This window comes from Flaviramulus sp., assembly GCF_982512915.1.
In genome coordinates, this window is the sequence record NZ_CEWOCJ010000004.1 from 143,128 (window position 1) to 169,309 (window position 26,182).

Here is a 26,182-nt window from a genome sequence, read left to right on the forward strand (position 1 = left end):
AAAATAAGATATATAGCTAGATATTAAAATTATATGTAGATTTATAATCAAAATTTAAATCATGAAAAAAATCACACTAACCATTTGTTCTCTAATTTTTGTTTTTATCGCTTTTTCTCAAGAATCAAAAGAAAAAAAACTAATGGATTATAAAGGTTTTTTTAATTTTTCATATGATGAAAGTGAAGATAAAATATTTCTGGAAGTAAGTAATTTAGATAAAGAGTTTTTATATGTTAATGCTTTGTCAACTGGAATTGGCTCTAATGATATTGGTTTAGATAGAGGACAATTAGGTAATGAGCGGGTTGTGAAATTCACAAAAGCTGGCAATAAATTATTATTGGTACAGCCAAATCAAAATTACAGAGCAATTACGGATAATGATTTAGAGAAACGAAGTATAGAACAAGCTTTTGCCAAGTCTGTGTTATATGGCTTTAAAATAATAGAAGAAAAAGAAGGTACATATAAAATAGATATTAGTCCATTTTTAATGGAGGATGCGCATGAGGTATCAAACAGATTAAAACGTTCTAATGAGGGTGCTTATAAAGTAGATTTGACAAAAAGTGCTTTGTCATTGGAAAGAACAAAAGCATTTCCAAAAAATGTAGAATTCGAATCACTATTAACATTTGCTGGCGCACCAACTGGAGGAAAACTCCGAAGTGTTGTACCTACTCCTTCTTTGGTTACAGTAATTCAACATCATTCCTTTATAGAATTACCAGATAATAATTATAAACCTAGAGTTTTTGATGTAAGAAGTGGTGCGATACCAATGTCATATTATGATTATGCAACACCTATTCAAGAACAAATAAATAAACGATTTATTATTAGGCATCGTTTAGAAAAGAAAGATCAAGAAGCCACTATTTCTGAAGCTATAGAGCCTATTATTTATTATTTAGACCCAGGAACTCCTGAGCCAGTTAGAAATGGTCTACTTGAGGGTGCTTCTTGGTGGAATCAAGCATTTGAAGCTATAGGTTTTAAAGATGCTTTTCAAGTAAAAATGCTACCAGATGGAGCAGATCCATTAGATTGTAGATATAATGTGATTCAATGGGTTCATCGCTCAACTCGTGGCTGGAGTTATGGTGCTAGTGTTACTGACCCTAGAACTGGTGAAATTATTAAAGGCCATGTTAGCTTAGGTAGTTTGAGGGTTCGTCAAGATTTTTTAATTGCACAAGCATTATTAAATAAGCCTTTTGCAGATCAAGATGATAATTACAAACCGATGTTGGATATGGCTATGGCTAGAATTCGTCAACTTGGTGCACATGAGGTAGGGCATACCTTAGGATTTACACATAATTTTGCAGCTAGTACGAATAACAATGCTTCCGTTATGGATTATCCACATCCACAAATTGATTTAGTAAATAGTGAAATTAATTTAGAAAATGCTTACAGTGTTGGTATTGGTGATTGGGATAAGGTATCAGTAGCTTATAGTTATAGTGATTTTAAAGAAAATGAAGACGAGAAAAAGGCTTTAAATACTATACTTGATGATGCTACAAAAAAAGGATTACGTTTTATTGCTGATAGTGATGCCAGAGCATTTGGTGGTGCACATGCCTTAGCACATTTATGGGATAACGGTAAAAGTCCTTCTAAAGAGTTAGATGCTATTTTATCAGTGAGACAAAAAGCTATTTCTACTTTTTCAGAGGATAATATTCGAACATATGAGCCTTTTTCTGTTTTAGAAGATGTTTTTGTTCCATTATATTTTTTGCATCGTTATCAAACTGAAGCAGCCACAAAAGTAATAGGTGGATTGGATTATAATTATGCTGTTAAAGGTGAAGCAAATTTCACTACTAAGGTAATTGATGCTTCAGCTCAACGCGAAGCTTTAAAAGCTATTTTAAAAACACTTTCTGCTGAAACATTAGCCATTCCAAAGGATAAATTAAGTTTATTTCCACCAAGAGCGTTTAGTTATAATAGAACTAGAGAATCTTTTGAAGGGTTAACAGGTGTTAGTTTTGATCCTCTAAGTGCGGTTTCAACATCAAGTGAATTGACACTTAAATTTTTATTACATCCTGAAAGGATGAATAGATTAATTCAACAAAAAAGTATTGATGGTGAACAATTAGGATTAGAAGAGGTTTTAAATGATTTAATTAATAATTCATTTAAAATTAAATATACTGATACCTATTTGAATGAAGTACAGCAAATGATAAATGTAGAGATTCTAAAATATTTGATGAATTTAGCGGTTGATAATGATACATTTTTACAAGTTAAGTCAGAAGTAAATAGCGCGATAAACAAGATTTTAAAATTACTTAATGATAAAAAGAAACCTGTAAAATATGCAAATCAATATGTTATAACCATTTCTAATTTTAGAAAAAATCCTGAAAAATTTGAATTAGAAGACGCTCCAAAAATACCAGATGGGTCGCCAATTGGTTCAGATGTTTGCACCTATAATATTAATTAAATTTATTGTTGTTGCCAAACCTCAACAGAATGTGTGGTTTCATTTTTGCCAGATGCATAAATTATGCCTTTAATAGGAGGACAATCATTATAATCTTTTCCATGACAAACTTTAATATGGTTATGATTAACTAGAATATTATTGGTAGGATCAAATCCTATCCAACCAATATTTGGTAAAAAAGCTTCAACCCAAGCGTGCATCTGAGAGTCTCCAAAATAACCATTTCCTTGATGTAAATAACCAGAAACATATCGTGCTGGAATATTATTTTCTCTAGAAATTGCGCAAAATAAATGAGAAAAATCTTGACAAACGCCTTGTTTTGAAACAACTATTTCTTTTAGTAAAGTATTAACTTTGGTAACACCAATTTTGAACTGAAGATAGTTGTAAACCCAGTTGTTTAAATTATTTAAATTCTCAAATACAGTAAATTCTTTGTTGAATTTATGAATGGTTTTTATGTTTTCTGGAAGTTTTGTAAGTTCTGTATGTTTTAAGAAATTATCAAATTCAACTTTAAAAGAATGATTTTCTGTTAAATTGTAATCTAATAAATTATTAAAAATTGGTGAAAATCCGAAAGGATTTATGTCCTTTTTATGCAATCTAAATTCAGCTTCAAAACATATTTTGTCAAACGGTTTTTTACAATGAATACGAGTTGTTTCAAAATTATAACCGTTAATTGAGTTTTCTATTCTAGCATCTACTGTAGTTCTAAAATTACTATATAAAACTTCTTGAGTTTCATTATTTTCTGGAGTCACTAAAAATTGCCAATACGCTTCAGAAACTGGGTTTTCATAAGTATTCTTTGATTTGTATTTTATCCTGTAATGTAATGACATTTATAAGAAACTATTCTTACTAAGGTATAACAATTTTAAAGCAATATTTAATAATTAAAATATTCTTCTTCTAATTTAATACTAATTTTAATTAATTTATTTAAAGTGTCCTCTATAAATTCTCTCACGTTTTTCTGAACCTCTTCTATAGTTTTAAATTCATATTCTGAACGCATTTTCCCAATTAAAAACGATGAAGAATTTATATTATGAAGTTTTAGAGAATCTAATTGACTTATGTGCTTGTAACTCTGGTTTAAACTGTTTGTTACAGATCTAGGACAATTTGGATTTAACAATAAAAATTCTAATGTTGTAAGTTGTGTTGGCGTTTTTCTGTAAAAGCGTCTCATCATATCATAGGATTCAGCACATTTTAAAAGCGTTGTCCACTCATAACTATTTTTAAAAGGATTGGTGTAACCACCAGTTGCTCTTTCTGCATCATCAAATTTTGTTTTTATAATTCTAGTAATTTGAGTAGCTCTTTCAATATTCATTCCCAACATTATAAGGGCATATACTTCATCATGTAGAATGGTGCCTCTAATTTTAGCTCTCAAAATAGCGGTATGCTCTGTAACAGTTGTAGTGAAATCGAAAAGTCCATTTTTAACAAAAGTTTCCTTTGGATAACTAATTACAAAATGGTAAAATTTATTTATAGATTCATAAAATTCAGTGGAAATTAAATCTCTAGAACTATTAGCATTTTCTCTTGCAGACTTTATACATTTAATAATTGAATATGTTTTTTCTGGATTTAATGCAATATCATACAAAACTTCATTTTCTTTTAATTCAGAAGTATTTTCAACTCTATTATCAACCAATGCATACATTGAGTTAAGTACAAATGTTCTGGATTGAGATAATTTATTAGGTGCATCTAATGATGAAAAATAGTTTACATTTAAATATCTTGCAGTATGTTCTGCTCTTTCAATATAACGTCCCATCCAAAATAGATCATTGGCAACTCTTGCTAGCATATAAATTTATTTTTTTAATACCCAAGTATCTTTTGAGCCACCTCCTTGAGATGAATTAACAATTAAATTTCCTTTTTGTAGAGCAACTCTAGTTAGTCCTCCTTTTAGAACAAATTCTTTATCTTGACCTAAAAGTGTATAAGTTCTTAAATCTACATGGCGTTGTTCAAAAGAACTTGTTTCATCTATATATGTAGCATGCACAGATAGCGACATAATTGGTTGTGCTATATATTTACGAGGATTTTCCTTTATTGCTTTTTTAACCTTTTCTATTTCTTCTTTAGTAAGTCTGTTTCCTATTGAAATACCATAACCTCCAGCTTCATCTACCGGTTTTATTACTAATTTATCAACATTTTCTAAAATATATTTTAAATCTTCTGGCTTACTACAATGGTAAGTATGTACGTTATTTAAAATAGGTTCTTCGTTTAAATAATACTTTATAATTTGAGGCATGTATGTGTAAATTGCCTTGTCATCTGCAACGCCTGTTCCTGGAGCATTTACAAGAGTAACATTGCCTCTTTTGTAAGCAGCAAATAGCCCTGGCACTCCTAAAACGGAATCTTTCCTAAATTCTAATGGATCTATGAATAGGTCGTCAATTCTTCTGTAAATAACATCAACTTTTTCAGGACCGTTGATAGTTTTCATATAAACAAAATCATTTTCAACAAACAAATCCCTACCTTCAACAAGCTCTATACCACTGCTTTTGGCTAAATAACAATGTTCGTAATAAGCAGAGTTGTATACTCCAGGAGTAATCACTACACAATTTGGTGAATCGACACCTTTAGGCTTAACAGATTCCAACATCTCAAGAAGGTTCTCGGCATAATCAGTAACCGTATGGATTTCGTAGTGATTAAAAACTCCAAATAAAGCTCTTTTTAGTGCGTTTCTATTACATATTACATAACTAACACCAGATGGGCAACGTATATTATCTTCCAAGACATAGTATTTACCATCTGAATGTTTAATAAGGTCTGTTCCAGAAATATGATTATAAATACCTCCTGGAGGATCAAAACCTTCCATTTGATGCAAATAATTGGCTGATGTATTTATTAAATCAATTGGTACAATACCTTCTTTTATTATATTTTTATCGTGATATACATCCCATAAAAAAAGATTAAGAGCTTTGCTTCTTTGTATAACACCTTTTTCAATGGTATCCCATTCTTTAGCTTCAATTATTCTTGGAAATAAATCAAATGGAAATATTTTCTCCTGAGCTTTTTTATCACTGTAAACTTGAAATGTGATACCTTGATTAAAAAAAGAGGCTTTAGCTTTTTCGTTTAGACTAGCAAAATCTTGAATAGAATGATCACTATATAATTCAAGAATCTTTTTATATGTAGGTCTTACATTTTCATTTTCATCAAAAATTTCATCAAATAAATTGGAGTTCTTTTGATATGAAGAAAAAATAGGTTTTGATTTGTTATACTTCATAGGATGATTTTTGACTAAAATACATATTTGTTTTTTTAAATATTATGAGAATCACAAATAAATTCATGCCAAGATTTATTAAAAAGATAAAAATTGGTTACTAAAATTGATATTTTATTAAGGGATAAATTTGCATTTTGATAGAATTCTTTAATAAATTAGTTCGTTTTTTAAAAAAACTGTGTATGATAATAGATTTAAGAAGTGATACCGTAACAAAACCATCTAAAGGTATGTTAAATGCAATGATGGATGCTCAAGTTGGAGATGATGTTTTTAGAGAAGATCCTACTGTAAATAAACTTGAAAGACAGCTAGCTGAAATGTTTGGAAAAAAAGAAGCATTGTTTTTCCCAAGCGGCACTATGGCAAACCAAACAGCTATTAAATTACATACAAACCCCGGTGATCAAGTTATTTGTGATAAATATGCTCATATATATAATTATGAATCTGGAGGTGCTTCCTTTAATAGTGGTGTTTCGTGTAAATTATTAGATGTAAATAATGGCATGTTTACAGCACAAGATGTGGTAAATGCAATTAATCCAGATGCTTACTATTATAGTAAAACTAGCTTGGTTGAAATTGAAAATACAGCAAATAGGCGAGGAGGTAGTTGTTGGGATTTAGATGCGATAAAAAAGATAAAAACCGTTTGTGATGATAATAATTTAGGATTTCATTTAGATGGTGCTAGAATTTGGAATGCACTAGTTGCTAAAAACGAAAAAGCTAGTCAATATGGTGAAGTATTTGATACTATTTCTGTTTGTTTAAGCAAAGGATTAGGTTGCCCAATTGGTTCGGTTTTGATTGGAGATTCTAAAATAATGGAAAATGCCATAAGAATTCGCAAAATTTTTGGAGGGAATATGAGACAAGCTGGTTACTTAGCTGCAGCTGGGTTGTATGCTTTGGATAATAATATTCAGAGATTAAATGAAGATCACAAAAAGGCGAAGGAAATTGGTGATGTTTTAATAAACCTGCCAATTATAAAAGCAGTAGAACCTATCGATACCAATATAATTATTTTTGAATTAAACCCAGATATTAACGAACAAAAATTCGTTCAAAAATTAGCTAAAAATAACATTTTTGTTATTAGCATGGGTGGCAATAAATTAAGAATGGTTACACATTTAGATTATAATGATGATATGCATACAGAATTATTAAAACATCTAAAAAGTTAAGTATTACTTAAACATATCCAGCCCAGGAATATTGGGCATACCTTCTTTAGCAACAGAAGATAATTCATTTTCGTTAACTCGTGTAGCCTTTTTTATGGCTTTATTAAGAGTTAAAATTAAATAATCTTCCAGTTGTTCTTTGTCTTCGAGTAACGAGTCATCAATTTCAATAAACTTAATAGTCCTATTTGCAGTAAGGGTAACTTTAAGTTTATTATCATTAGTAGCTTCATCAATTAAAACAGTATCTAAACGCTTTTTGGTTTCTTCAACTTTTTTTTTGGTTTCTTTAAGTTTACCCATCATATTCATCATATCTCCAAACATAATTTTATAATTTTTGTTTTGCATTACAAAATTATTTAATTTTTCTATTTTTGATGACTTAAAATTTAAGAATAAAATACCTTTTTTTTGAAAAACGATATACAAGTTCCAAAAGCGAAAAAAATACCAAAAGAGTTGAAAATTCATAATGACTTAAGAATTGACAATTATTATTGGTTAAATGATAGGGATAACCCAGAGGTTATAGATTACTTGAATGCTGAAAACGCTTACACTAAAGCAATGATGAACCATACCGAAACTTTTCAAACTGAATTATTTGAAGAAATGAAAAGTAGAATTAAAGAGGATGATACTACGGTGCCCTATAAATTTAATGGATATTGGTACATAACACGTTATGAAAAAGGGAAAGAATATCCAATTTATATTAGAAAAAAAGAAAATTTAGAGGCTCAAGAAGAGTTGTTATTCGACTGTAATATTATGGCTGATGGTTATTCATATTTCAATCTAGGAAGTATCTCTATAAGCCCAGATAACAAACTTGCAGCGTATTCATACGATACTGTAAGTAGAAGGGAATATATCATTCAAATTAAAAATTTAGAAACAGGTGAAATTTTTACTGATAAAATATTAAACACAACAGGAAGAGCTACTTGGGCTAACGATAATAAAACTTTATTTTACACTACAAAAGATGAAGTGACTCTTCGTTCGCACAAAATTTTTAAGCATAAATTATATTCAAGTACTGATGAAGATACAGAGGTTTATCACGAGGTAGACGAAGCTTTCAATACATATATTTACAAAACAAAATCAAAAAAATATATAATTATTGGGTCTTCAAGCACATTATCTTCCGAATACCGTATTCTCAATGCTGATACACCAGATGCCCGTTTTAAAATTTTTCAAAAAAGAACCAAAAATTTAGAATATTCCATAGCGCATTATAATGATAGTTTTTATATTATTTCAAACACAGATGATGCTATAAATTTTAAAATTTCAAAAACTAACGAAAATAATACATCACGAAAGAATTGGGTAGATTTAATCCCTCATAGAAACACAGTTTTAATTGAAGATATAGAAATTTTTAAAGAGTATTTAGTAATTAACGAGCGTGAAAATGGGTTAAATAAATTACGTATTATAAGTTGGAATGGATTAGAAGATTATTATTTACCTTTTCATTCAGAAACATATACAGCCTATATTGGTAATAATACTGATTTTGAAAGTGATGAATTACGTTATGGATACAATTCTCTAACTGCACCTAGTTCAGTTATTGATTATAATTTTAAGACTAAAACGAGCGAAATAAAAAAAGAGCAAGAAGTATTAGGAAGTAAATTCTATAAAGAAAATTATGAATCTAAACGTATTTGGGCTCCTGCTAGAGATGGTCTGAAAGTGCCAATTTCTTTAGTTTATAAAAAAGGAATAAAGTTAGATGGAAGTAACCCATTACTGCAATATGCTTATGGTTCTTATGGTTCAACAATCGACCCTTCTTTTTCAACAATTCGCTTAAGTTTATTAGATAGGGGATTTGTATACGCTATTGCACACATTAGAGGTGGCGAATATTTAGGTCGTGATTGGTATGAAAATGGAAAATTACTCACTAAAATAAATACTTTTACTGATTTTATTGATTGTTCTAGATATTTAATTGAACTAAAATATACAACAAATAAGCACTTGTATGCTTATGGAGGTTCTGCAGGTGGTTTACTTATGGGTGCTATTATAAATATGAATCCAGAGTTTTATAATGGTATTTTGGCAGCAGTTCCTTTTGTTGATGTAGTGACAACCATGCTAGATGACACTATACCTTTAACAACTGGAGAGTATGATGAATGGGGAAATCCAAACGATGAAGTATATTATCATTATATGAAATCATATTCTCCATATGATAATATTCAACCTAAAGATTACCCCAATATGCTAATTACTACAGGCTTACATGATTCTCAGGTTCAATATTGGGAACCTGCTAAATGGGTGGCTAAACTTAGAGAGTTAAAAACAGATACAAATATATTATTGTTACAAACCGATATGGATTCGGGTCATGGTGGGGCTTCAGGACGTTTTGAAAGTTTAAAAGAGGTTGCCTTAGAATATGCCTTTTTGTTAGATTTAGAAGGAATCCATGGTTAATAAAAAAAAAAGTTTTATTTTTGACAGGTTTTGAACTGTTTTATTTCTTAAAAGGCAGTTTGTAAAAAGCGTTTATGAAACACAGAAATCAAGTTTTTGATAATGTATTAGATTTAGTAGGTAATACTCCACTTATTAAACTTAATAAAATAGCTTCCAAGTTTAAAGGTAACTTTTTTGCAAAAGTTGAATCTTTTAACCCAGGTCACTCATCAAAAGACAGAATAGCACTTTATATTATAGAACAAGCTGAAAAGAAAGGTATTCTTACTCCAGGCGATACTATTATAGAAACTACTTCTGGTAATACAGGTTTTAGTATTGCTATGGTAAGTATAATTAAGGGTTATGATTGTGTTTTGGCTGTAAGTTCTAAATCCTCTGCAGATAAAATAGATATGCTAAAGACAATGGGTGCTAAGGTATATGTTTGTCCTGCTCATGTAAGTGCAGATGATCCAAGGTCTTATTATCAAGTTGCTAAGAGATTACATGAAGAAATGAAAGGTTCGGTATATATAAATCAATATTTTAATGAATTAAATATCGATGCACATTACAAATCTACAGGTCCTGAAATTTGGAAACAGACTGAAGGTAAAATAACTCATTTAGTAGCTTGTAGTGGTACAGGAGGAACCATTTCTGGAACTGCTAAATATCTAAAAGAACAGAACCCAAAGATTAAAGTTATTGGAGTTGATGCTTTTGGATCTGTAATAAAAAAATATCATGAAACTAGAGAGTTTGATGAAAAAGAAATTTATCCATACAGAATAGAAGGTTTAGGTAAAAATTTAATCCCTTCTGCTACTGATTTTGATGTGATTGATAAATTTGTAAAAGTTACCGATGAGGAGAGTGCACACATGGCAAGATATATTGCGAAAACCGAAGGGATGTTTGTTGGTTATACTTCTGGAGCTGCTATGCAAGCTATAAAACAACTAGGGGAACTGGGTGAGTTTAATGAAAATGACAACATTGTAGTTATATTTCCTGATCATGGTTCACGATATATGAGTAAAGTTTTTAGTGACAAATGGATGAATGAACAAGGCTTTTTTGATAGTAAAAATGAAGCTGCTGCTCAAAATATTCAATATATTAAATAAGATAAGTATTAATTATAGACAAAATGGTGATTTGCTTTTAGTAAATCACCATTTCTTTTTTATTTTATTAATAATTGAGCAATAAAAATTATGTTCAAATCATTTAAATATTTAATTTTGCAGCAACTAACTAATACTAAGCTTTACTAAAATTATAACATTTTAATGTTTTCATTTCCTATTAAAGCACCATTTAGTTACAACTTAATTTAATAGCATAAGTTTACAATAAATGAAAGATTTATTTGAAAAAATTTATAAAGACAAAGGGCCATTAGGTAAATGGGCTTCTCAAGCAGAAGGCTACTTTGTGTTTCCTAAGTTAGAAGGAGAAATTTCAAACAGAATGAAATTTCAAGGAAAAGAAGTAATTACTTGGAGTATAAATGATTATTTAGGATTAGCAAATCATCCAGAGGTACGAAAAGTAGATGCTGCAGCAGCAGCTCAATATGGATCAGCTTATCCGATGGGAGCTAGAATGATGTCTGGTCATACAGATTTGCATGAAAAACTTCAAAATGAATTAGCAGCTTTTGTTAAAAAAGAAGCCGCGTATCTTCTAAATTTTGGATATCAAGGTATTTTATCCACTATTGATGCTTTAGTAGGTAAAGATGATATTATAGTGTATGATGTTGATGCTCATGCATGTATTATCGATGGTGTTCGTTTGCATATGGGTAAACGTTTTACATACAAACACAACGATGTTGAAAGTCTAGAAAAAAATCTTGAAAGAGCTACTAAAATGGCAGAGCAAACAGGTGGAGGGATTTTAGTGATTTCTGAAGGTGTTTTTGGTATGCGTGGCGAGCAAGGTAGATTAAAAGAAATTGTTGCCTTAAAGAAAAAATTTAATTTCAGATTTTTAGTTGATGATGCACACGGTTTTGGAACTCTTGGTGCAACTGGAGCAGGAGCAGGAGAAGAGCAAGGTGTGCAAGATGATATAGATGTTTACTTTGCAACATTTGCAAAATCCATGGCTAGTACTGGTGCATTTATTGCTGCCGACCAGGAGATTATAGATTATTTAAAATATAACTTACGTTCACAAATGTTTGCAAAATCATTGCAAATGACATTAACTGTTGGAGCATTAAAGCGTTTAGAAATGCTTAAAACAATGCCAGAATTAAAACAAAATCTTTGGAAAATAGTTGATGCTTTACAATCTGGATTAAAAGCTAGAGGCTTTGATATAGGTACAACTCAAAGTTGTGTAACACCAGTATATTTAAAAGGTAGTATTCCAGAGGCTATGGCTTTAGTTAGAGATTTACGAGAAAACTATGGTATTTTTTGTTCTATAGTTGTATATCCAGTAATCCCTAAAGGTTTAATATTATTAAGAATGATTCCTACAGCTACACACACTTTACAAGATGTTGAAGAAACTCTAGATGCTTTTGATGCAATTAGAGAGCGTTTAGACAATGGAACTTATAAGCGTTTATCTGCAGCTGTTATGGCAGCAATGGGTGAATAGAAATTATTTTATATCATAAAAAAACTCCAATTCAATTTGAATTGGAGTTTTTTTATGATATATCTTTTCTAAAAGTTTTTCTTCGTTTGTAAACTTCAGGATCAAAATGTTTCCATATTTGGTGTATGGCATAATTATCTTCTAACTCAGGTGTTCTAAAACAAGTTTCTATACCTTTTTCTGTAAATGTTTCGTAATATTCATTGAAAATTACCGCGTGTACGCCCTTATTTTGATAATCTGGATGAATCCCTATTAAGTAAAAAATAACATCTTTACTGTTCTTTTTTGCATTCAAAATATGTCTAAAGCCAAAGGGAAATAATTTTCCATTTGCTTTTTGTAAAGCTTTTGCGAAAGCAGGCATAACAATGGCAAAACCTACCATTTTATCATTTTTATCAACTACAAATTTGATATACTCAGGATTTACAAAACTGATAAATTTTTTTTTAAAATATTGTTTTTGAATATCATTTATAGCAACGAAAGACGATAATGACGAATAACTTTCATTAAATAAATCAAACATTTTATCAACATAAGGCATCACTTCCTTAGTTTTTGTAAGTTTTAATGCAGTAAGTTGATAGCGTTTTTTTATTAGTTCTTGCGCTTTATAAAAAAATTCTGGTTTTACATTTTTAAAAGGAAACTTACTTTCCGAATATGATTTTTCAATTACAAAATCAGCTGCTTCATAATGTTTAACATAGTATGAGTGGTTATACCAAGTTACCATAGGAGCTATAGATTCAAAACCCTCAGTCATAACACCAACTTTATCTAAATTCGAAAATCCGACAGGTCCCTCGGTATAATCTAAATTATTGGCTTTTCCAATGCTTTCTACTTTATTTAAAAGTGTTTGGGAAACTTCTAAATCATCAATAAAATCAAACCAACCAAAACGCATTTTCTTTTGGTTTTGTTCTTTAACTTCCAGCCAATTAATAATAGTAGCTATTCTGCCTACAATTTCATTGTTTTTATAAGCTAAAAACAACCTCGCCTCGGCATCATTAAAAACTGGATTTTCTTTTTTATTGAAGGTTTTAATTTCTTGACTTATAATTGGTGGAACCCAATATTTAGAATTTTTATATAATTTAAAAGGAAATTTAACAAATGCTTTTAAATCCTTTTTTGTAGTGACTTCTTTTAGTGTAATCATATTAAATATTAAAAGATCAATGCTTAATTATCAAAATCTATAACTTTCTTATTTCTTTTCTTTGCGTTCTTATCAGCATATTTATTGTCTTTTTTCTTCTTTCCTTTTCTATTTTGTCTTCTTTGAACTTCATCTTCTACAGAGTTACCATTGTCTAATTCTTTGTCTTTGTGAAAATCAAGTCTGTAAGATGCACCAAGCGTTAGATTTAAAACAGACGGCGTGTCTTTAGTATTAAAAGTTAGTGCAGTATCTAATTGAAAGTCTTTCCCCCATAAATAGGCCCCTCCAAATCTAAAAAGATTATCGGCATAAAAATCACTTTGAATACCTTGTGTCTCACCAAAAATCACCCATTTTGGATTGAATGCATGTGTTAGAGTTAAAATATATTGAAAATCTGATTGATTGGTTCCAATTCTATCTTTAATTAGGTTAACTACAAAAACCCAACCACCAGAGAAATTATTTTGTGCTGCTATCATGATTTTAGGGCTAAAACCTTCAACTCCAGGAGCTGTGTACGGATTAGCTTCTGTATCAAAATTAGCACCTAAATAAACAGCAACAGCTGGTATTAATGATTTCCAGTTAAAACGTTGATTAGCTTTCCAACTGTATAGATTAGTTTTTTCTTCTTCTAAATTTTTGTAAGGATCAAATATTAGATACTTAGCACCAATGGCTAAAAACTTAAAATTAGCACGGATATCTTCCGTTGAAAAAGAGGATGTTAAAGTTTTTGTATCTCTTTGGAAAGTTCCTTCAACATTTAATTCTAATTCCTCGAATAAAAAGCCATAACGAGCTGCAAAATCAACTCCAAAACCAGAAACCTCGGTAGCAGGAACAGGTATCCTTTTTTCGTTTACTAAATATGGGCCAACTTCAAATTGTACCACATTAGTGCCAACAGAAAAAGCACTTCTAGAAACCCCTGGACGATTAGAATTTATAACATCTGTATATTGACTAAAACCAGTTTGAGTTAAAAAAACAAATAATAAAAATAAGATAGATTTATATGGGTTCATAATTTATAAATTTTAGTATCACTTTTTGATTTTCACAAAATGCTTTTCAAATATAGATATTTTATAATTTTTTTATCATTTTTGAAGGTTTTTTAAATAATTAGATTTGTATTTTTGTTTTAATTCTAATTAAATATTTTAATAATGGGTTTATTAAGAACCATATTTTTTATTGTTTTATTTTATTATATTTTAAGGGTACTTTCTAGATTATTTTCACCTTATTTAATCAAATTTGTTGCCAAAAAAGCTGAAGAACGCTTTGGAGGTCAATTCGGACAGTTTCAAAAAGAACAGCAAGAAGCAAAATCTAAAAAAGAAGGTGAAGTAACAATCGATAAGATGCCTAAAACCAAAACTTCAAATAAAGATGTTGGTCAGTATGTAGATTACGAAGAAATTGATTAATTTTCAAAATCATTTTTCTTAAAAATATTTCATGCAATTTTCCATAAAAAAAATACTTCCTCACTTATTAGTATTATTAGGATTTATAATCCTTTCATTAGCTTATTTTAATCCTGTTTTAAAGGGTAAAGAAATTTATCAAAATGATATTGTGCAGTTTATTGGTATGAGTAAACAACAAAAAAATTTTAAAGAAAAGACAGGAGAAGAAACCTATTGGACAAATAGTGCTTTTGGGGGTATGCCAACGTATCAATTAGGGGCAAAATATCCAAACAACTATATTAAAAAACTTGATTTAACTTTAAGATTTTTACCAAGACCAGCAGATTATTTATTTCTTTACTTGCTTAGTTTTTATATTCTTTTACTAGTTTTAAAAGTAGATTTTAAGCTTGCTACTCTTGGTGCCATAACCTTTGGTTTTTCAACATATTTAATTATCATATTAGGTGTAGGGCACAATAGTAAAGCGCACGCTATTGCTTATATGCCCTTAGTTTTAAGTGGTATTTTACTTGTCTTCCAAAAAAGATATACTGGTGGGTTTTTATTAACCACAATAGCCATGGGCTTAGAGTTGGTGGCAAATCATTTTCAAATGACTTATTATTTGATGTTTTTGGTAATTATTTTAGGTATAGCCTATTTAGTTGATGCTTTTAAAAAGAATATATTACCACATTACTTTAAATCTTTAGGAATATTGATTGTAGCAGTTATACTATCTGTAGGTTTAAATGCTACTAACATTTTAGCCACTAAAGAGTATGTAAAGGAGAGTAAGCGAAGTAAAAGCGAACTCACCATTAACCCTGATGGTTCAACCAAAGCAGTAACTTCTGGTTTAGATAGAGATTATATAACTCAATTTAGTTACGGGATTTCTGAAACATTTAACTTGTTTATACCAAGATTTATGGGTGGTGGAAATAGTGAAGATATTGGTAAAGATTCTGCTACTTATGAAGCCTATAGAAAATTAGGAGCAACCACAACACAGGCAGCCCAAGAGGCAAAACGTGCACCTATGTATTGGGGTGAACAACCTATTGTTGAAGCGCCTGCTTATGTTGGTGCCACTGTATTGTTTTTGTTTGTATTGGGCTTGTTTTTAGTAAAAGGTAGATTGAAATGGTGGCTTCTTGGTGGAACTTTTTTTTCTTGGATTTTATCTTTGGGTAAGAATTGGTTTTTCGTTACTAATGCCAAGCCCGATAGTAATCCAATAACAAATTTCTTCATTGATCACGTGCCACTTTATGATAAATTTCGAGCAGTAACTTCAATACAGGTTCTTTTAGAATTGTGTATTCCCGTTTTAGCCATTTTTGCGTTAGTTAGATTGTTTAACGATTTTGAAAAGAAAGAGGATAAGATAAAGGCTTTAAAATATACTACGATAATTACAGGTGGTTTAGCTTTAATGTTCTTACTCTTTAAAACTTCGTTTGACTTTATTGGAATTGATTTTGTTGGTGTTAATGATGGTTTTTATCGTCAGAATTATGGGCAAGAGTTTATTGATGCAATAAAACAAGATAGAAAATCCATTTTTACTCAAGATACTATCAGAACACTGATTTTAGTTTTTCTTTCAGCTGGAACTATTTTTATGTTCTTAAAAGATAAATTAAAAGAAACATTATTAGTTTTTGTATTTGGGGTTCTTATTCTTTTTGATTTAGTTGGTGTTGATAGACGCTATGTAAATAATGATGATTTTGTTTCCGGAATAGCAATGAGTAAACCTTTTCAGGCTAATGAAATTGATAAAGAAATTTTAAAAGACACTTCGCATTTTAGGGTATTCGATCTAGTTTCTGGACCATCTAAACCATCTTACTTCCATAACTCATTAAATGGTTACAATGCTGCTGAATTAAGACGTTACAGTGAAGTTTTTGATTTTTATGTGCGTCAGAATAACATAAACGTGCTGAACATGTTAAACACCAAGTACATTATCGCACAAGATGAAAATGGTGGTGTATTTAAGTTTGAAAACGAACAAGCAAATGGTAATGCTTGGTTTGTTAACTTATTGGAAAAAGTAACTACTGCTGATGAAGAAATTAAAGCATTAGACTCCTTGGATAATAAAAATAAGGCAATTTATAGTGTTTCTGTGTTATCTAAAATGAAAAATTATAAAACTAATTTTAATGTAGATTCATCAGCAACTATCAAACTTATCGAATTTAAACCAAACTATTTAAGATACGAAACTGATAATTCAAATGATGGTTTTGTGGTGTTTTCAGAGATTTATTATCCAATAGGTTGGAAAACGTTTATAAATGGCAAAGAAACTAATCACATACAGGTTGATTATATTTTAAGAGGAATGGAAGTTCCAGCAGGAAAACATATTATTGAGTTTAAGTTTGAGCCTGATGTTGTTAAAACAGGAAGTAAAATTTCGTTGGCTACTTCAGTTTTACTGGGTTTACTTTTAATTGTTGGATTATTATACGAGTTTAAGAAGACTAAAAGTGTCTAAAAAGGTGCTCATCATAACATATTATTGGCCACCAGCAGGTGGTCCAGGTGTTCAACGTTGGTTAAAGTTTGTAAAATATTTGCCAGAGTTTGGTATGGAACCTATAGTTTATATTCCAGAAAATCCAAATTATCCAATTTTAGACCATTCATTAATGTCTGAGGTTTCTAATAAAATTATCATCTTAAAACAACCTATAAAAGAGCCTTATAAATTAGCCCGGTTATTCTCGAAGAAAGCTTCAAGAACAATTAGTAAAGGCATTATTTCAGAACAGAAAAAGCAAAGTTTTATTGAAAAATTGATGCTGTACATTCGTGGAAATTTTTTCATTCCTGATGCACGTAAAAATTGGGTTAATCCATCTATAGCATTTCTTGGAAATTACATAGTTAATGAGCATATTAATACTATAATAACTACGGGTCCGCCACATAGTTTACATCTCATTGGATTAAAACTTAAAGAATCACTAGGAGTGAAGTGGTTAGCTGATTTTAGAGATCCTTGGACAACCATTGGATATCATAAGCAATTAAAATTAACTCAAACTTCGAGAAACAAACATAAAGCACTAGAAAAGTCTGTTTTAAATATTGCTGATCAAATTATTGTTACGAGTTTAAACACTAAAATTGAATTTCGAAACATTACAAATAGCCCGATTGAAGTAATTACTAATGGATATGATATTGAGACATCAGTTGATTTCGAAATCGATTCAAAGTTCACTTTATCTCATATTGGGTCTTTGCTTTCAAAAAGAAATCCTGAAGTTTTATGGAAAGTTTTAAGTGAACTTGTAAATGAAAATGAAAGTTTTTCAAAAGATTTTCAATTAAATTTCATTGGCTCAATCAGTGAAAATGTTTTAAAATCTATTGATAATAATAGTTTAAGTAATTATATAGATAATATAGGATATATTTCACATAAAGAAGCTATTAAGTTTCAAAAAAAGTCTCAAGTATTATTGCTAATTGAGATAGATTCAGAAGAAACTAAAGGCATTATCCCAGGTAAATTATTTGAATATATGATTTCTAACAGACCTATTATTGCTTTGGGACCAAAAGGATCTGATGTTGAGAAAATTATTAAAGAAACTAACACAGGTAACTACTTTAATTACGATGATTACAAACAATTAAAAACAATTATATTAGAACATTATAAAGCATATCAAAATAAATCATTACAAAGTAACGCAATTGGTTTACAAAAATATCACAGAAAGGTACTTACAGAATCGCTTTCAAAATTACTATAATGGGGATAGTAGCTTCACAATCATTTAAAAATATCATTTCAACCTATTTAGGGTTCTTTATAGGTGCTTTAAACACTCTGTTTCTTTTTACCAAATTTTTAAGCGACGATTATTATGGTATGGTAGGTTACATCTTCTCGTTAGCTAATGTAATTATGCCATTAATGGCCTTTGGCGTTCACAATACCTTGGTTAAGTTTTACACAAGTTTTAAAACTAGAGTAACATTAAATAGTTTTTTAACTTTTATGCTTTTTTTACCAATATTTTTCATTACACCAATAAGTTTATTGACTTATTTATTTTATGAAAACATAGCTGATTTCCTTTCAAGTAAAAACACAATTATAAAAAATTACGTATGGCACACTCTAATTATTGCGACCGCTTTAGCTTATTTTGAAGTATTTTTTGCCTGGGCTAAAGTACAGATGCTTACAGTTTTTGGGAACTTTATGAAAGAAGTATTCCATAGAGCAGGAGTAACGATTCTTTTGTTTTTATTGCATTTTAAATGGCTGAACTTAGAGCAATTTATGTGGGCTTTAGTAATAGTTTATGTTTTACGAATGCTAATAATGCTTTTCTATGCATTTAGTAACAAACTACCAGTTATCACCTTTAAAAAAGTTAATAATTTAAGCGCTATTTTAAAGTATTCATTCTTAATAATTATAGCAGGTTCTATAGCTACAGTACTTTTAGATGTTGATAAAGTGATGCTTGGATTTTATATTGATATTAAAGAGATTGCTTATTATAATGTTGCTATTTTTATTGCTATAGTTATCGCTGTACCGCAACGTTCTATGCACCAAATATTATTGCCACTATCTGCTAAATATTTAAATGATAGGGATTTTGATTCTTTAGGAGATTTATACAAAAAAAGTTCACTAAATTTATTTATAGTAAGTGGTTTTATTTTTTTGTTAATCATATTAAATATAAATGAGCTTTATTTAATTATTCCAGAGCAATTTAATAATGGATTGTTTGTTGTATTAATTATAAGTCTTTCAAAACTTTATGACGCCCTATTAGGAAGTAATAATGCTATATTGTTTAATAGTGATTATTATAGAATGGTACTTGTTATGGGTATTATTTTGGTGGTTTTAATGGTTTTTTTGAATATACTTTTTATACCGCTTTATGGAATAAATGGGTCTGCTATTGCTACATTTTTAGCCATATTTATCTATAATACCATTAAATTGGTTTTTGTTTATAAGAAATTTAAAATATTTCCTTTCACCATTTATACAATAAAAATAGCCGTTTTAATATTATTAAGCACATTGCTATTTTATTTCTGGGAATTTCCATTTAATCCCTTCATTAATATTGCTCTTAAATCCTTATTGATATCACTTGTTTATATTTTCGTCGTTTTTAAATTCAACTTTTCTGAGGATATTTCTAAGCTTTTAAAAAAATATTTGAAACTTAAATAAATGTTAAGAAAAGTAAATTATTAAAAAGAGAAAACCCCACGATGTCGCTTTGAGGCAAACATATCGTAGGGCTTTCCAAACTAACCAACCAAATTTTTACGATCTTCTTTTAGTATTTGTCGATCTGTTATTGTTGCTAGAATTACCTCTACTTTCTGTAGCTGTTAGTCTGCTGCTTTGTGTATATCTAGTAACAGTTCGTTCTTCAGTTTCAGGTTTTTGTTTACTTACAGTACGTTGTGTTACTTGCGTATTTCTAGTGTTATTATCATTTGTATTATATCTACGTGTATTTATATTATTTGGTTTTTCTATACGCGTATTATTTTCTCTACGAGACTCCGTTCTGGTATTTGAACTATTAACATTCGATCTAATTGTTGTGTTAACGCTCTGTCGTGTTCTATTATTATTATTAGTTACTCTAGATTGGTCTCTATCTGATGAATTTCTTACAGAATTATTTCCTCTAACGTCATTTCTAGAAAAATTCGAGTTGTTTTGAGCAACCCTTCTAGAATTAGCTACGGTATTTACTTGTGTAACATTTCTATTACTTCTATTTACAGTTGCATAATTTATGTTTCTTACAACATTATCGCCACGTCTACTAGCAATGGCAGTTCTAGGTCTAAAATTATTATAAAACGGTCTGTTGTAAACATATCTCACTGGATTATAAAATTGTCTGTAAGGTCTATTATACACAACACAATAATCAAATGTTGGAACACTATAAAAACGGTGCCATGGTCTAAAAACGTATCCTCTGTTATAAACATTGATAAATCCAGTGTGATGAGTAAATACATTATACCTGTTATAATGAACAAATAAACCACCTACTCGAGACATATACCCAAAATTGTTATATAAGATATTAATGTTGCCAACTTGGTTTACGCGACCATAATAATCATAAAAAATTGGTGTGTTTTCAATTTGAATGATGGCTCCAAATTCATCATACTGCACAAAAGCATTATAATCGAAACCCGAGTTGAAACTGATGTTTACATTTGGAGAACCAATTGATACATTTAAATTCGAATTGTTTCTTAAAATATTAAAATCGAATTGTCCATCACGGAAAACCGAGAATTCAATACCATCCTCAACAAATATGAAAGAGTTGTCATAACCGCCATAATAAGTTGATGAACTATTAGTAATGATGTTGGTTGTGTCTGCATTAACTGTAAATCCTGATAGGACTAAACTGGCTAATAAAAATAAATACTTTTTCATAATTTCTAGTTTTAATTGTGATACGATAATATATTTACAAACAGCGTGCCAAAAATATAAAATATGCTTCAAACCCTTTTAAACACTAATTAAATAGTTTTTTTTAATTTTGAAAAACTATCTAAACTAACTAGATATAGTATTTGAAATTTTAAAAATTTTTCACTTTTATTATTTAAATTAAATCCAATAAAAAAATCCTCAAAGTTTTTAAACTTCAAGGATTATCATTTTAACTAATAACAATTAAATCAAATTATCTTTTATTCTTCTTTTTGGTTTTTGTTTTTCCATTTTGTTTGTAGAAATAAAAATCCTCATCATAATAATTGATTATTGCTTTCTCTATCAATATCAACACTGTTATTATAATTATTAAATCGATTTGAGCTATTTATAACGCCTCTTGTGTTTGTAATTTCTCCCCATTTGTTATACTTAACTTGTAATCCTCCAACTTGTGTAACTAATATGCTATTTCCTCTGCTATAGTTTGTAAAAACAGAACCTGCACGTGTAATATTTCCGTATATTATAATTTAAAATAACATTACCAATACGTCTCACTTTTCCATCACGGTCTCTAATTATAGAAAAACCTCTATTAATATTTATATCCGAAAATTGAATATTTGTATTTGGCCCTCTAAACGAAGCATTTATATTATTTCTTCTCGAATTATTATTATAATATTCGTTGTCATAAAAGCCTGTATTCGTATTAAAGTCAAAACTTCCATCAGGAAAAATTAAAAATTCTATTCCTCGTTATACAAATACAATAGGTTGCACAAAACGATGTTGTTTGGATTTTACCAATTGATTATTTGATGCTCTTTCTAATTGTGCATTAACTGATGCGGTTGTTAATCCTATTAACAAGCTTGCAAATAATAGTAATGTTCTTTTCATAATTATAGGATTTTATATTTTGCCTACTCTTTAGTTTTTAGGCTTACGCTCTTGTATAATAGTTTAAATTTGTATGCCAAAAATGTAAGTTATTGATTATCAATTTTATATTATTCAGGTATTCTAATTTCTTTTTTATATTTTTATAATAATCAATCAAACTTCATGGAAAATAAAACCATTAATTGTGCTAATTGCGAAAAAGAATTTGAGGCAGGTTTTGAATTTTGTCCGCACTGTGGTCAAAAAACAAACGAAAATTTAACTTTAGGGGTGCTTTTTTATAATACCATAAGTAACTATTTTTCCTTTGATGCTAGGTTTTTTAAGAGTTTTATTCCACTAATGTTTAAACCTGGGTATTTAGCTCAAAAATTTTTAGAGGGTAAACGTTTGTTGTTTTTACATCCTGCACAAATGTATCTTTTCATATCTGTAGTTTTCTTTTTTATTATTTCGTTTACTGTACAAGATTTTGCAAGTAAAACAGATGCTGCTTTAAAAAAGGATTTTGATAACGCTTTTGAAGAAGAAGTTTTAGATTCTTTAAATATTAAAAAACAAGAAATTGATTCCGTAAAGGTTGCTGAAATAATGAAGCCTTTAAGGGATAATAAGAAGTTTTTAGGTATTAAAGAAGAAGATTTACAAAAAGCAGATTCAATTATTAAATATGAATCAAATAAACCTGTAAATTTAAATTCATCTTTCGATTTTAATCAAAAACAAATAGACTCCTTAATTGCTTCAGGCTCTGACGATAGTTTGATTTACAAAGAAATGGGATTGGATGAAAGTGCTGGATTTTTTAAACGCAAGTTTTACGAACAAATGCTTAAATTTTATAAAACCAGAGGTCTATCACCTATGATTAATACGTTTTTTAACAGTATACCGATAGCTATGTTTTTTTTATTGCCATTTTTTGCACTGTTGCTCAAGTTTTTTTACTTTAACAAAGGAGTCTATGCGCACCATTTAGTATTTAGCTTTTACTATTTTTCCTTTTTGTTTATGGTTTTTAGTTTAATTTTTGGAATAAACAGATTTTGGGACATACCAGATTGGATAGACTGGCTTATGGCATTATCAACGTTTGTTTATTTGTTTTTAGGTATAAAACGTTTTTACAAACAGCATTGGTTTTTAAGTTTATTTAAAAGCGGTGTTATCTCTTTTGTTTTTCTATTATTGGTAATGCCTTTAGCTTTTTTAATTCTAACAGGTTTTTCATTTTTGTTTTACTAGTAATTTATTTTAGAAGTCTTTACAATTTATCTTTTAGATACTTACCAGTTTCTGAAGCTTTAATTTTTACGATGTCTTCTGGAGTTCCTTTAGCTACAAGGTTTCCGCCATGTTCTCCACCAGTTGGTCCTAAATCAATAATATAATCGGCGCATTTAATAAGCTCTAAATTATGTTCTACAACAATAATGGAATGACCATTTTCTATTAATGCATTAAATGATTTCAATAATTTTTGAATATCATGAAAATGTAAGCCTGTTGTAGGTTCATCAAAAATAAAAAGGGCTTTATCTTTATTGTTTCCTTTTCCTAAAAAAGATGCCAATTTAATACGTTGGGCTTCACCCCCAGAAAGGGTGGAAGAACTTTGACCTAAAGTAACATAACCCAACCCTACATCTTGAAGTGGTTGTAGTTTTGTTTGGATTTTAGTTTGTTTATTTACTTCAAAAAAATCAATAGCATCATCAATAGTTAAATTTAAAATATCATCAATATTTTTATTAGCAAAAGTAACTTCAAGTACTTCTTTTTTAAAGCGTTTCCCTTTACAAGTTTCACACTCTAAATGGACATCTGCCATAAATTGCATTTCAATTGTTACTTCGCCTTCACCCTTACAAGTCTCACAACGTCCGCCATCAACGTTAAACGAAAAGTGTTTAGCTTGATAGTTTCTTATAGCGCTTAGTTTTTGTTTAGAAAACAAAGATCTAATATCATCATAAGCTTTAATATATGTTACAGGGTTTGATCGAGAGGAACGACCAATCGGGTTTTGATCAACAAATTCAATATGTTTTATATTGCTAAAATTGCCTTCTAACGAAGAAAAATGACCAGGTTTATCACCAAAATCAGTTAGCTTTTTTTGAATTGCAGGATATAAAATTTTCTTTACTAAAGTGCTTTTCCCACTTCCAGAAACGCCTGTTATAACGGTTAACATACCTAGTGGAAAACTTACATTTATATTTTTTAAATTGTTCTCTCGGGCTCCAATAATATCTATTTTATATTTTGAAGTTCTTCGTTTTTTAGGTACTTCAATTCTTAAGGTTTCATTTAAATATTTAGCCGTTAAAGAGTTAGAAGCTAAAATGTCATTATAAGTACCATGTGCCACTACGTGTCCGCCAAAAGTTCCGGCTTCAGGACCTATATCTATAATACTATCTGCAGCTTTCATAATATCTTCGTCATGTTCAACTACAATAACAGTGTTTCCTAAATCACGTAATTGTTTTAAAACTAAAATCAAACGCTCTGTGTCTTTTGGATGAAGTCCAATGCTAGGTTCATCTAATATATACATAGAGCCAACTAAACTGCTACCTAAAGATGTGGCTAAATTGATACGTTGACTTTCACCTCCAGAAAGGGTGTTCGATTTTCTATTTAATGTTAAATAATCTAATCCAACATTACTAAGAAAAAGTAATCGGTTGTTAATTTCTTTTAATAATCTATTAGCAACTTTTAAATCATAATAACTTAACTCAAGTTGATTAAAGAAATTTGCTAATCTATCCAAAGGCATTTCAACTAAATCCGTAATAGTTGCGCCCGAGATTTTAACATAATTAGCTTCAACGCGTAAGCGTTTGCCATTACAAGTTTTACATTTTGTTTTTCCACGATAACGAGATAGCATCACTCGATTTTGAATCTTGTAAGCTTTTGACTCTAATTCTAAAAAAAAAGTATTTAGGCCTTCAAAGTATTGATTTCCATCCCAAATAAGTTGTTTTTGTTGCTCACTTAATTTGAAATAGGGTTTATGAATAGGGAAATCAAATTTATGAGAATTATTAACTAGTTGGTCTCTATACCAACTCATGCTTTCTCCTCGCCAAGGAAATATAGCATTTTCGTAAACGGAAAGCCCCGTATTTGGTATAACTAAATCATCATCAATACCAATAATATCTCCATAACCTTCACATTTTGGACAAGCACCATAAGGATTATTAAAACTGAATAAATGCACATTTGGTTCTAAAAAACTCATGCCATCTAATTCAAATTTATTACTAAAATGACGTTGTTTATTATCTGTTAAAGTTTCTATGTAGCATTCTCCTTTGCCTTCAAAAAAAGCAGTTTGAACAGCATCTGCTAAGCGATTAAAAAAATCTTCTTCATTTTTAATGATGATTCTATCTACTACAAGTAGAATAGTATCTTTATGGTTAATGTTTTTAGCTTCGTCAATTCTAACCACTTCTTCATTTACCTTTAAACGTGCATAACCCTGCTGATTTAAAGTTTTTATTTTATCCTGAATAGTTCTACCTTCTTCCAAATAAATAGGAGCGAGGAGCAATAGTTTTTTACCTTCAGAAAATGATTTTAAATAATTTAAAACATCAGATACGGTATCTTTTTTTATTTCATCTCCAGAAATAGGCGAATAGGTTTTACCAATTCTAGCAAATAACAATTTTAAGTAATCATAAATTTCAGTTGTGGTTCCAACAGTAGAGCGCGGATTTGTGGAATTTACTTTTTGTTCAATCGCTATAGCAGGAGCAATTCCTTTAATGTAATCTACTTTTGGTTTATTTAATCTTCCTAAAAACTGCCTAGCATAACTAGACAAACTTTCAACGTAACGTCTTTGTCCTTCAGCGTACAAAGTATCAAAAGCTAAACTAGACTTCCCAGAACCTGATAACCCTGTGATAACTACCAATTTATTTCTTGGGATGACAACATCAATATTTTTTAGGTTATGAAGTTTAGCACCTTTAATGATGATATTTTCTTTAGGATTTACTTCAGAAATGTTAGTATTCATAGGCTTTTACAGGAAATCGAATCGCAAAGATACTATAAGTATTTCAGCATTT

General features: G+C 29.6%; 19 protein-coding genes. 10 read left to right on the forward strand and 9 right to left on the reverse strand.

What is annotated here, in order from left to right:
• The first annotated feature begins 61 nt into the window (after nucleotides 1-61).
• Nucleotides 62-2,473: a zinc-dependent metalloprotease gene (locus AC1XJX_RS04355; protein ID WP_482002741.1), complete on the forward strand. Its 2,412-nt coding sequence runs from the start codon at nucleotides 62-64 to the stop codon at nucleotides 2,471-2,473.
• A 2-nt stretch (nucleotides 2,474-2,475) separates the two neighbouring features.
• Here the strand turns inward: AC1XJX_RS04355 and AC1XJX_RS04360 are convergent, their stop codons facing one another.
• From AC1XJX_RS04360 to AC1XJX_RS04370, 3 genes are read right to left on the reverse strand one after another with little or no spacing between them, the layout of a single operon-like run.
• Nucleotides 2,476-3,327, reverse strand: coding sequence for a transglutaminase-like domain-containing protein (locus AC1XJX_RS04360; protein WP_482002742.1), 852 nt, complete (start codon nucleotides 3,325-3,327; stop codon nucleotides 2,476-2,478).
• Nucleotides 3,328-3,374: 47 nt separating this feature from the next.
• Entirely contained in the window at nucleotides 3,375-4,319 is a 945-nt protein-coding gene (locus AC1XJX_RS04365) for an alpha-E domain-containing protein (protein ID WP_482002743.1), read from the reverse strand.
• A gap of 6 nt (nucleotides 4,320-4,325) precedes the next feature.
• The gene (locus tag AC1XJX_RS04370; RefSeq protein ID WP_482002744.1) at nucleotides 4,326-5,792 is read right to left on the reverse strand and encodes a circularly permuted type 2 ATP-grasp protein; all 1,467 of its coding nucleotides are present in this window, start codon (nucleotides 5,790-5,792) and stop codon (nucleotides 4,326-4,328) included.
• A 185-nt stretch (nucleotides 5,793-5,977) separates the two neighbouring features.
• Here AC1XJX_RS04370 and AC1XJX_RS04375 point away from each other — a divergent pair, with 185 nt between their 5' ends.
• Complete coding sequence (locus AC1XJX_RS04375) at nucleotides 5,978-6,991, forward strand: threonine aldolase family protein (protein WP_482002745.1); 1,014 nt, start codon at nucleotides 5,978-5,980, stop codon at nucleotides 6,989-6,991.
• 3 nt (nucleotides 6,992-6,994) lie between these two features.
• Here the strand turns inward: AC1XJX_RS04375 and AC1XJX_RS04380 are convergent, their stop codons facing one another.
• Nucleotides 6,995-7,318: a YbaB/EbfC family nucleoid-associated protein gene (locus tag AC1XJX_RS04380; protein ID WP_482002818.1), complete on the reverse strand. Its 324-nt coding sequence runs from the start codon at nucleotides 7,316-7,318 to the stop codon at nucleotides 6,995-6,997.
• Nucleotides 7,319-7,405: 87 nt separating this feature from the next.
• Between AC1XJX_RS04380 and AC1XJX_RS04385 the strand changes: the two genes are divergently transcribed.
• From AC1XJX_RS04385 to capB, 3 genes are all read left to right on the forward strand, one after another.
• Nucleotides 7,406-9,466, forward strand: a complete 2,061-nt coding sequence (locus AC1XJX_RS04385) for a S9 family peptidase (RefSeq protein ID WP_482002746.1) — start codon at nucleotides 7,406-7,408, stop codon at nucleotides 9,464-9,466.
• Between the two features lie 74 nt (nucleotides 9,467-9,540).
• The gene (capA, locus tag AC1XJX_RS04390) at nucleotides 9,541-10,581 is read left to right on the forward strand and encodes a cysteate synthase (protein WP_482002747.1); all 1,041 of its coding nucleotides are present in this window, start codon (nucleotides 9,541-9,543) and stop codon (nucleotides 10,579-10,581) included.
• A gap of 232 nt (nucleotides 10,582-10,813) precedes the next feature.
• Nucleotides 10,814-12,073, forward strand: coding sequence for a cysteate-C-fatty acyltransferase (capB, locus tag AC1XJX_RS04395; protein WP_482002748.1), 1,260 nt, complete (start codon nucleotides 10,814-10,816; stop codon nucleotides 12,071-12,073).
• 52 nt (nucleotides 12,074-12,125) lie between these two features.
• Here the strand turns inward: capB and AC1XJX_RS04400 are convergent, their stop codons facing one another.
• Together AC1XJX_RS04400 and AC1XJX_RS04405 are read right to left on the reverse strand one after the other, a co-directional pair.
• Complete coding sequence (locus AC1XJX_RS04400) at nucleotides 12,126-13,247, reverse strand: GTP cyclohydrolase (protein ID WP_482002749.1); 1,122 nt, start codon at nucleotides 13,245-13,247, stop codon at nucleotides 12,126-12,128.
• A 23-nt stretch (nucleotides 13,248-13,270) separates the two neighbouring features.
• Nucleotides 13,271-14,281, reverse strand: coding sequence for a transporter (locus tag AC1XJX_RS04405; RefSeq protein ID WP_482002750.1), 1,011 nt, complete (start codon nucleotides 14,279-14,281; stop codon nucleotides 13,271-13,273).
• Between the two features lie 144 nt (nucleotides 14,282-14,425).
• On the opposite strand from AC1XJX_RS04405, the gene AC1XJX_RS04410 reads away from it, so the two are divergent.
• The 4 genes from AC1XJX_RS04410 to AC1XJX_RS04425 are packed head-to-tail and all read left to right on the forward strand — an operon-like array spanning nucleotide 14,426 to nucleotide 19,919.
• Nucleotides 14,426-14,689 carry a DUF4834 family protein gene (locus AC1XJX_RS04410; protein WP_482002751.1) on the forward strand — a complete coding sequence of 88 codons (264 nt, stop codon included), beginning with the start codon at nucleotides 14,426-14,428 and terminating at the stop codon, nucleotides 14,687-14,689.
• 31 nt (nucleotides 14,690-14,720) lie between these two features.
• On the forward strand, nucleotides 14,721-17,192 hold the full coding sequence (locus AC1XJX_RS04415; RefSeq protein ID WP_482002752.1) for a YfhO family protein: 2,472 nt from the start codon (nucleotides 14,721-14,723) through the stop codon (nucleotides 17,190-17,192).
• A complete protein-coding gene (locus AC1XJX_RS04420) occupies nucleotides 17,185-18,462 on the forward strand; it encodes a glycosyltransferase family 4 protein (protein WP_482002753.1) in 1,278 nt (425 codons plus the stop codon). Before AC1XJX_RS04415 ends, AC1XJX_RS04420 begins: the two co-directional genes overlap by 8 nt.
• Nucleotides 18,462-19,919 carry a lipopolysaccharide biosynthesis protein gene (locus AC1XJX_RS04425; protein ID WP_482002754.1) on the forward strand — a complete coding sequence of 486 codons (1,458 nt, stop codon included), beginning with the start codon at nucleotides 18,462-18,464 and terminating at the stop codon, nucleotides 19,917-19,919. The genes AC1XJX_RS04420 and AC1XJX_RS04425 overlap by 1 nt, the downstream gene beginning before the upstream one ends.
• 96 nt (nucleotides 19,920-20,015) lie before the next feature.
• On the opposite strand, the gene AC1XJX_RS04430 is transcribed toward AC1XJX_RS04425, so the two are convergent.
• Nucleotides 20,016-21,167 (reverse strand): hypothetical protein, encoded by a 1,152-nt coding sequence (locus AC1XJX_RS04430; protein WP_482002755.1) that lies wholly within the window; start codon nucleotides 21,165-21,167, stop codon nucleotides 20,016-20,018.
• 768 nt (nucleotides 21,168-21,935) lie between these two features.
• On the reverse strand, nucleotides 21,936-22,079 hold the full coding sequence (locus AC1XJX_RS04435; protein ID WP_482002756.1) for a hypothetical protein: 144 nt from the start codon (nucleotides 22,077-22,079) through the stop codon (nucleotides 21,936-21,938).
• 165 nt (nucleotides 22,080-22,244) lie between these two features.
• Here AC1XJX_RS04435 and AC1XJX_RS04440 point away from each other — a divergent pair, with 165 nt between their 5' ends.
• Nucleotides 22,245-23,327 (forward strand): DUF3667 domain-containing protein, encoded by a 1,083-nt coding sequence (locus AC1XJX_RS04440; RefSeq protein ID WP_482002757.1) that lies wholly within the window; start codon nucleotides 22,245-22,247, stop codon nucleotides 23,325-23,327.
• A gap of 19 nt (nucleotides 23,328-23,346) precedes the next feature.
• Here AC1XJX_RS04440 and uvrA read toward each other — a convergent pair whose 3' ends face one another.
• Nucleotides 23,347-26,130 (reverse strand): excinuclease ABC subunit UvrA, encoded by a 2,784-nt coding sequence (gene uvrA, locus AC1XJX_RS04445; RefSeq protein WP_482002758.1) that lies wholly within the window; start codon nucleotides 26,128-26,130, stop codon nucleotides 23,347-23,349.
• Nucleotides 26,131-26,182 lie beyond the last annotated feature (52 nt).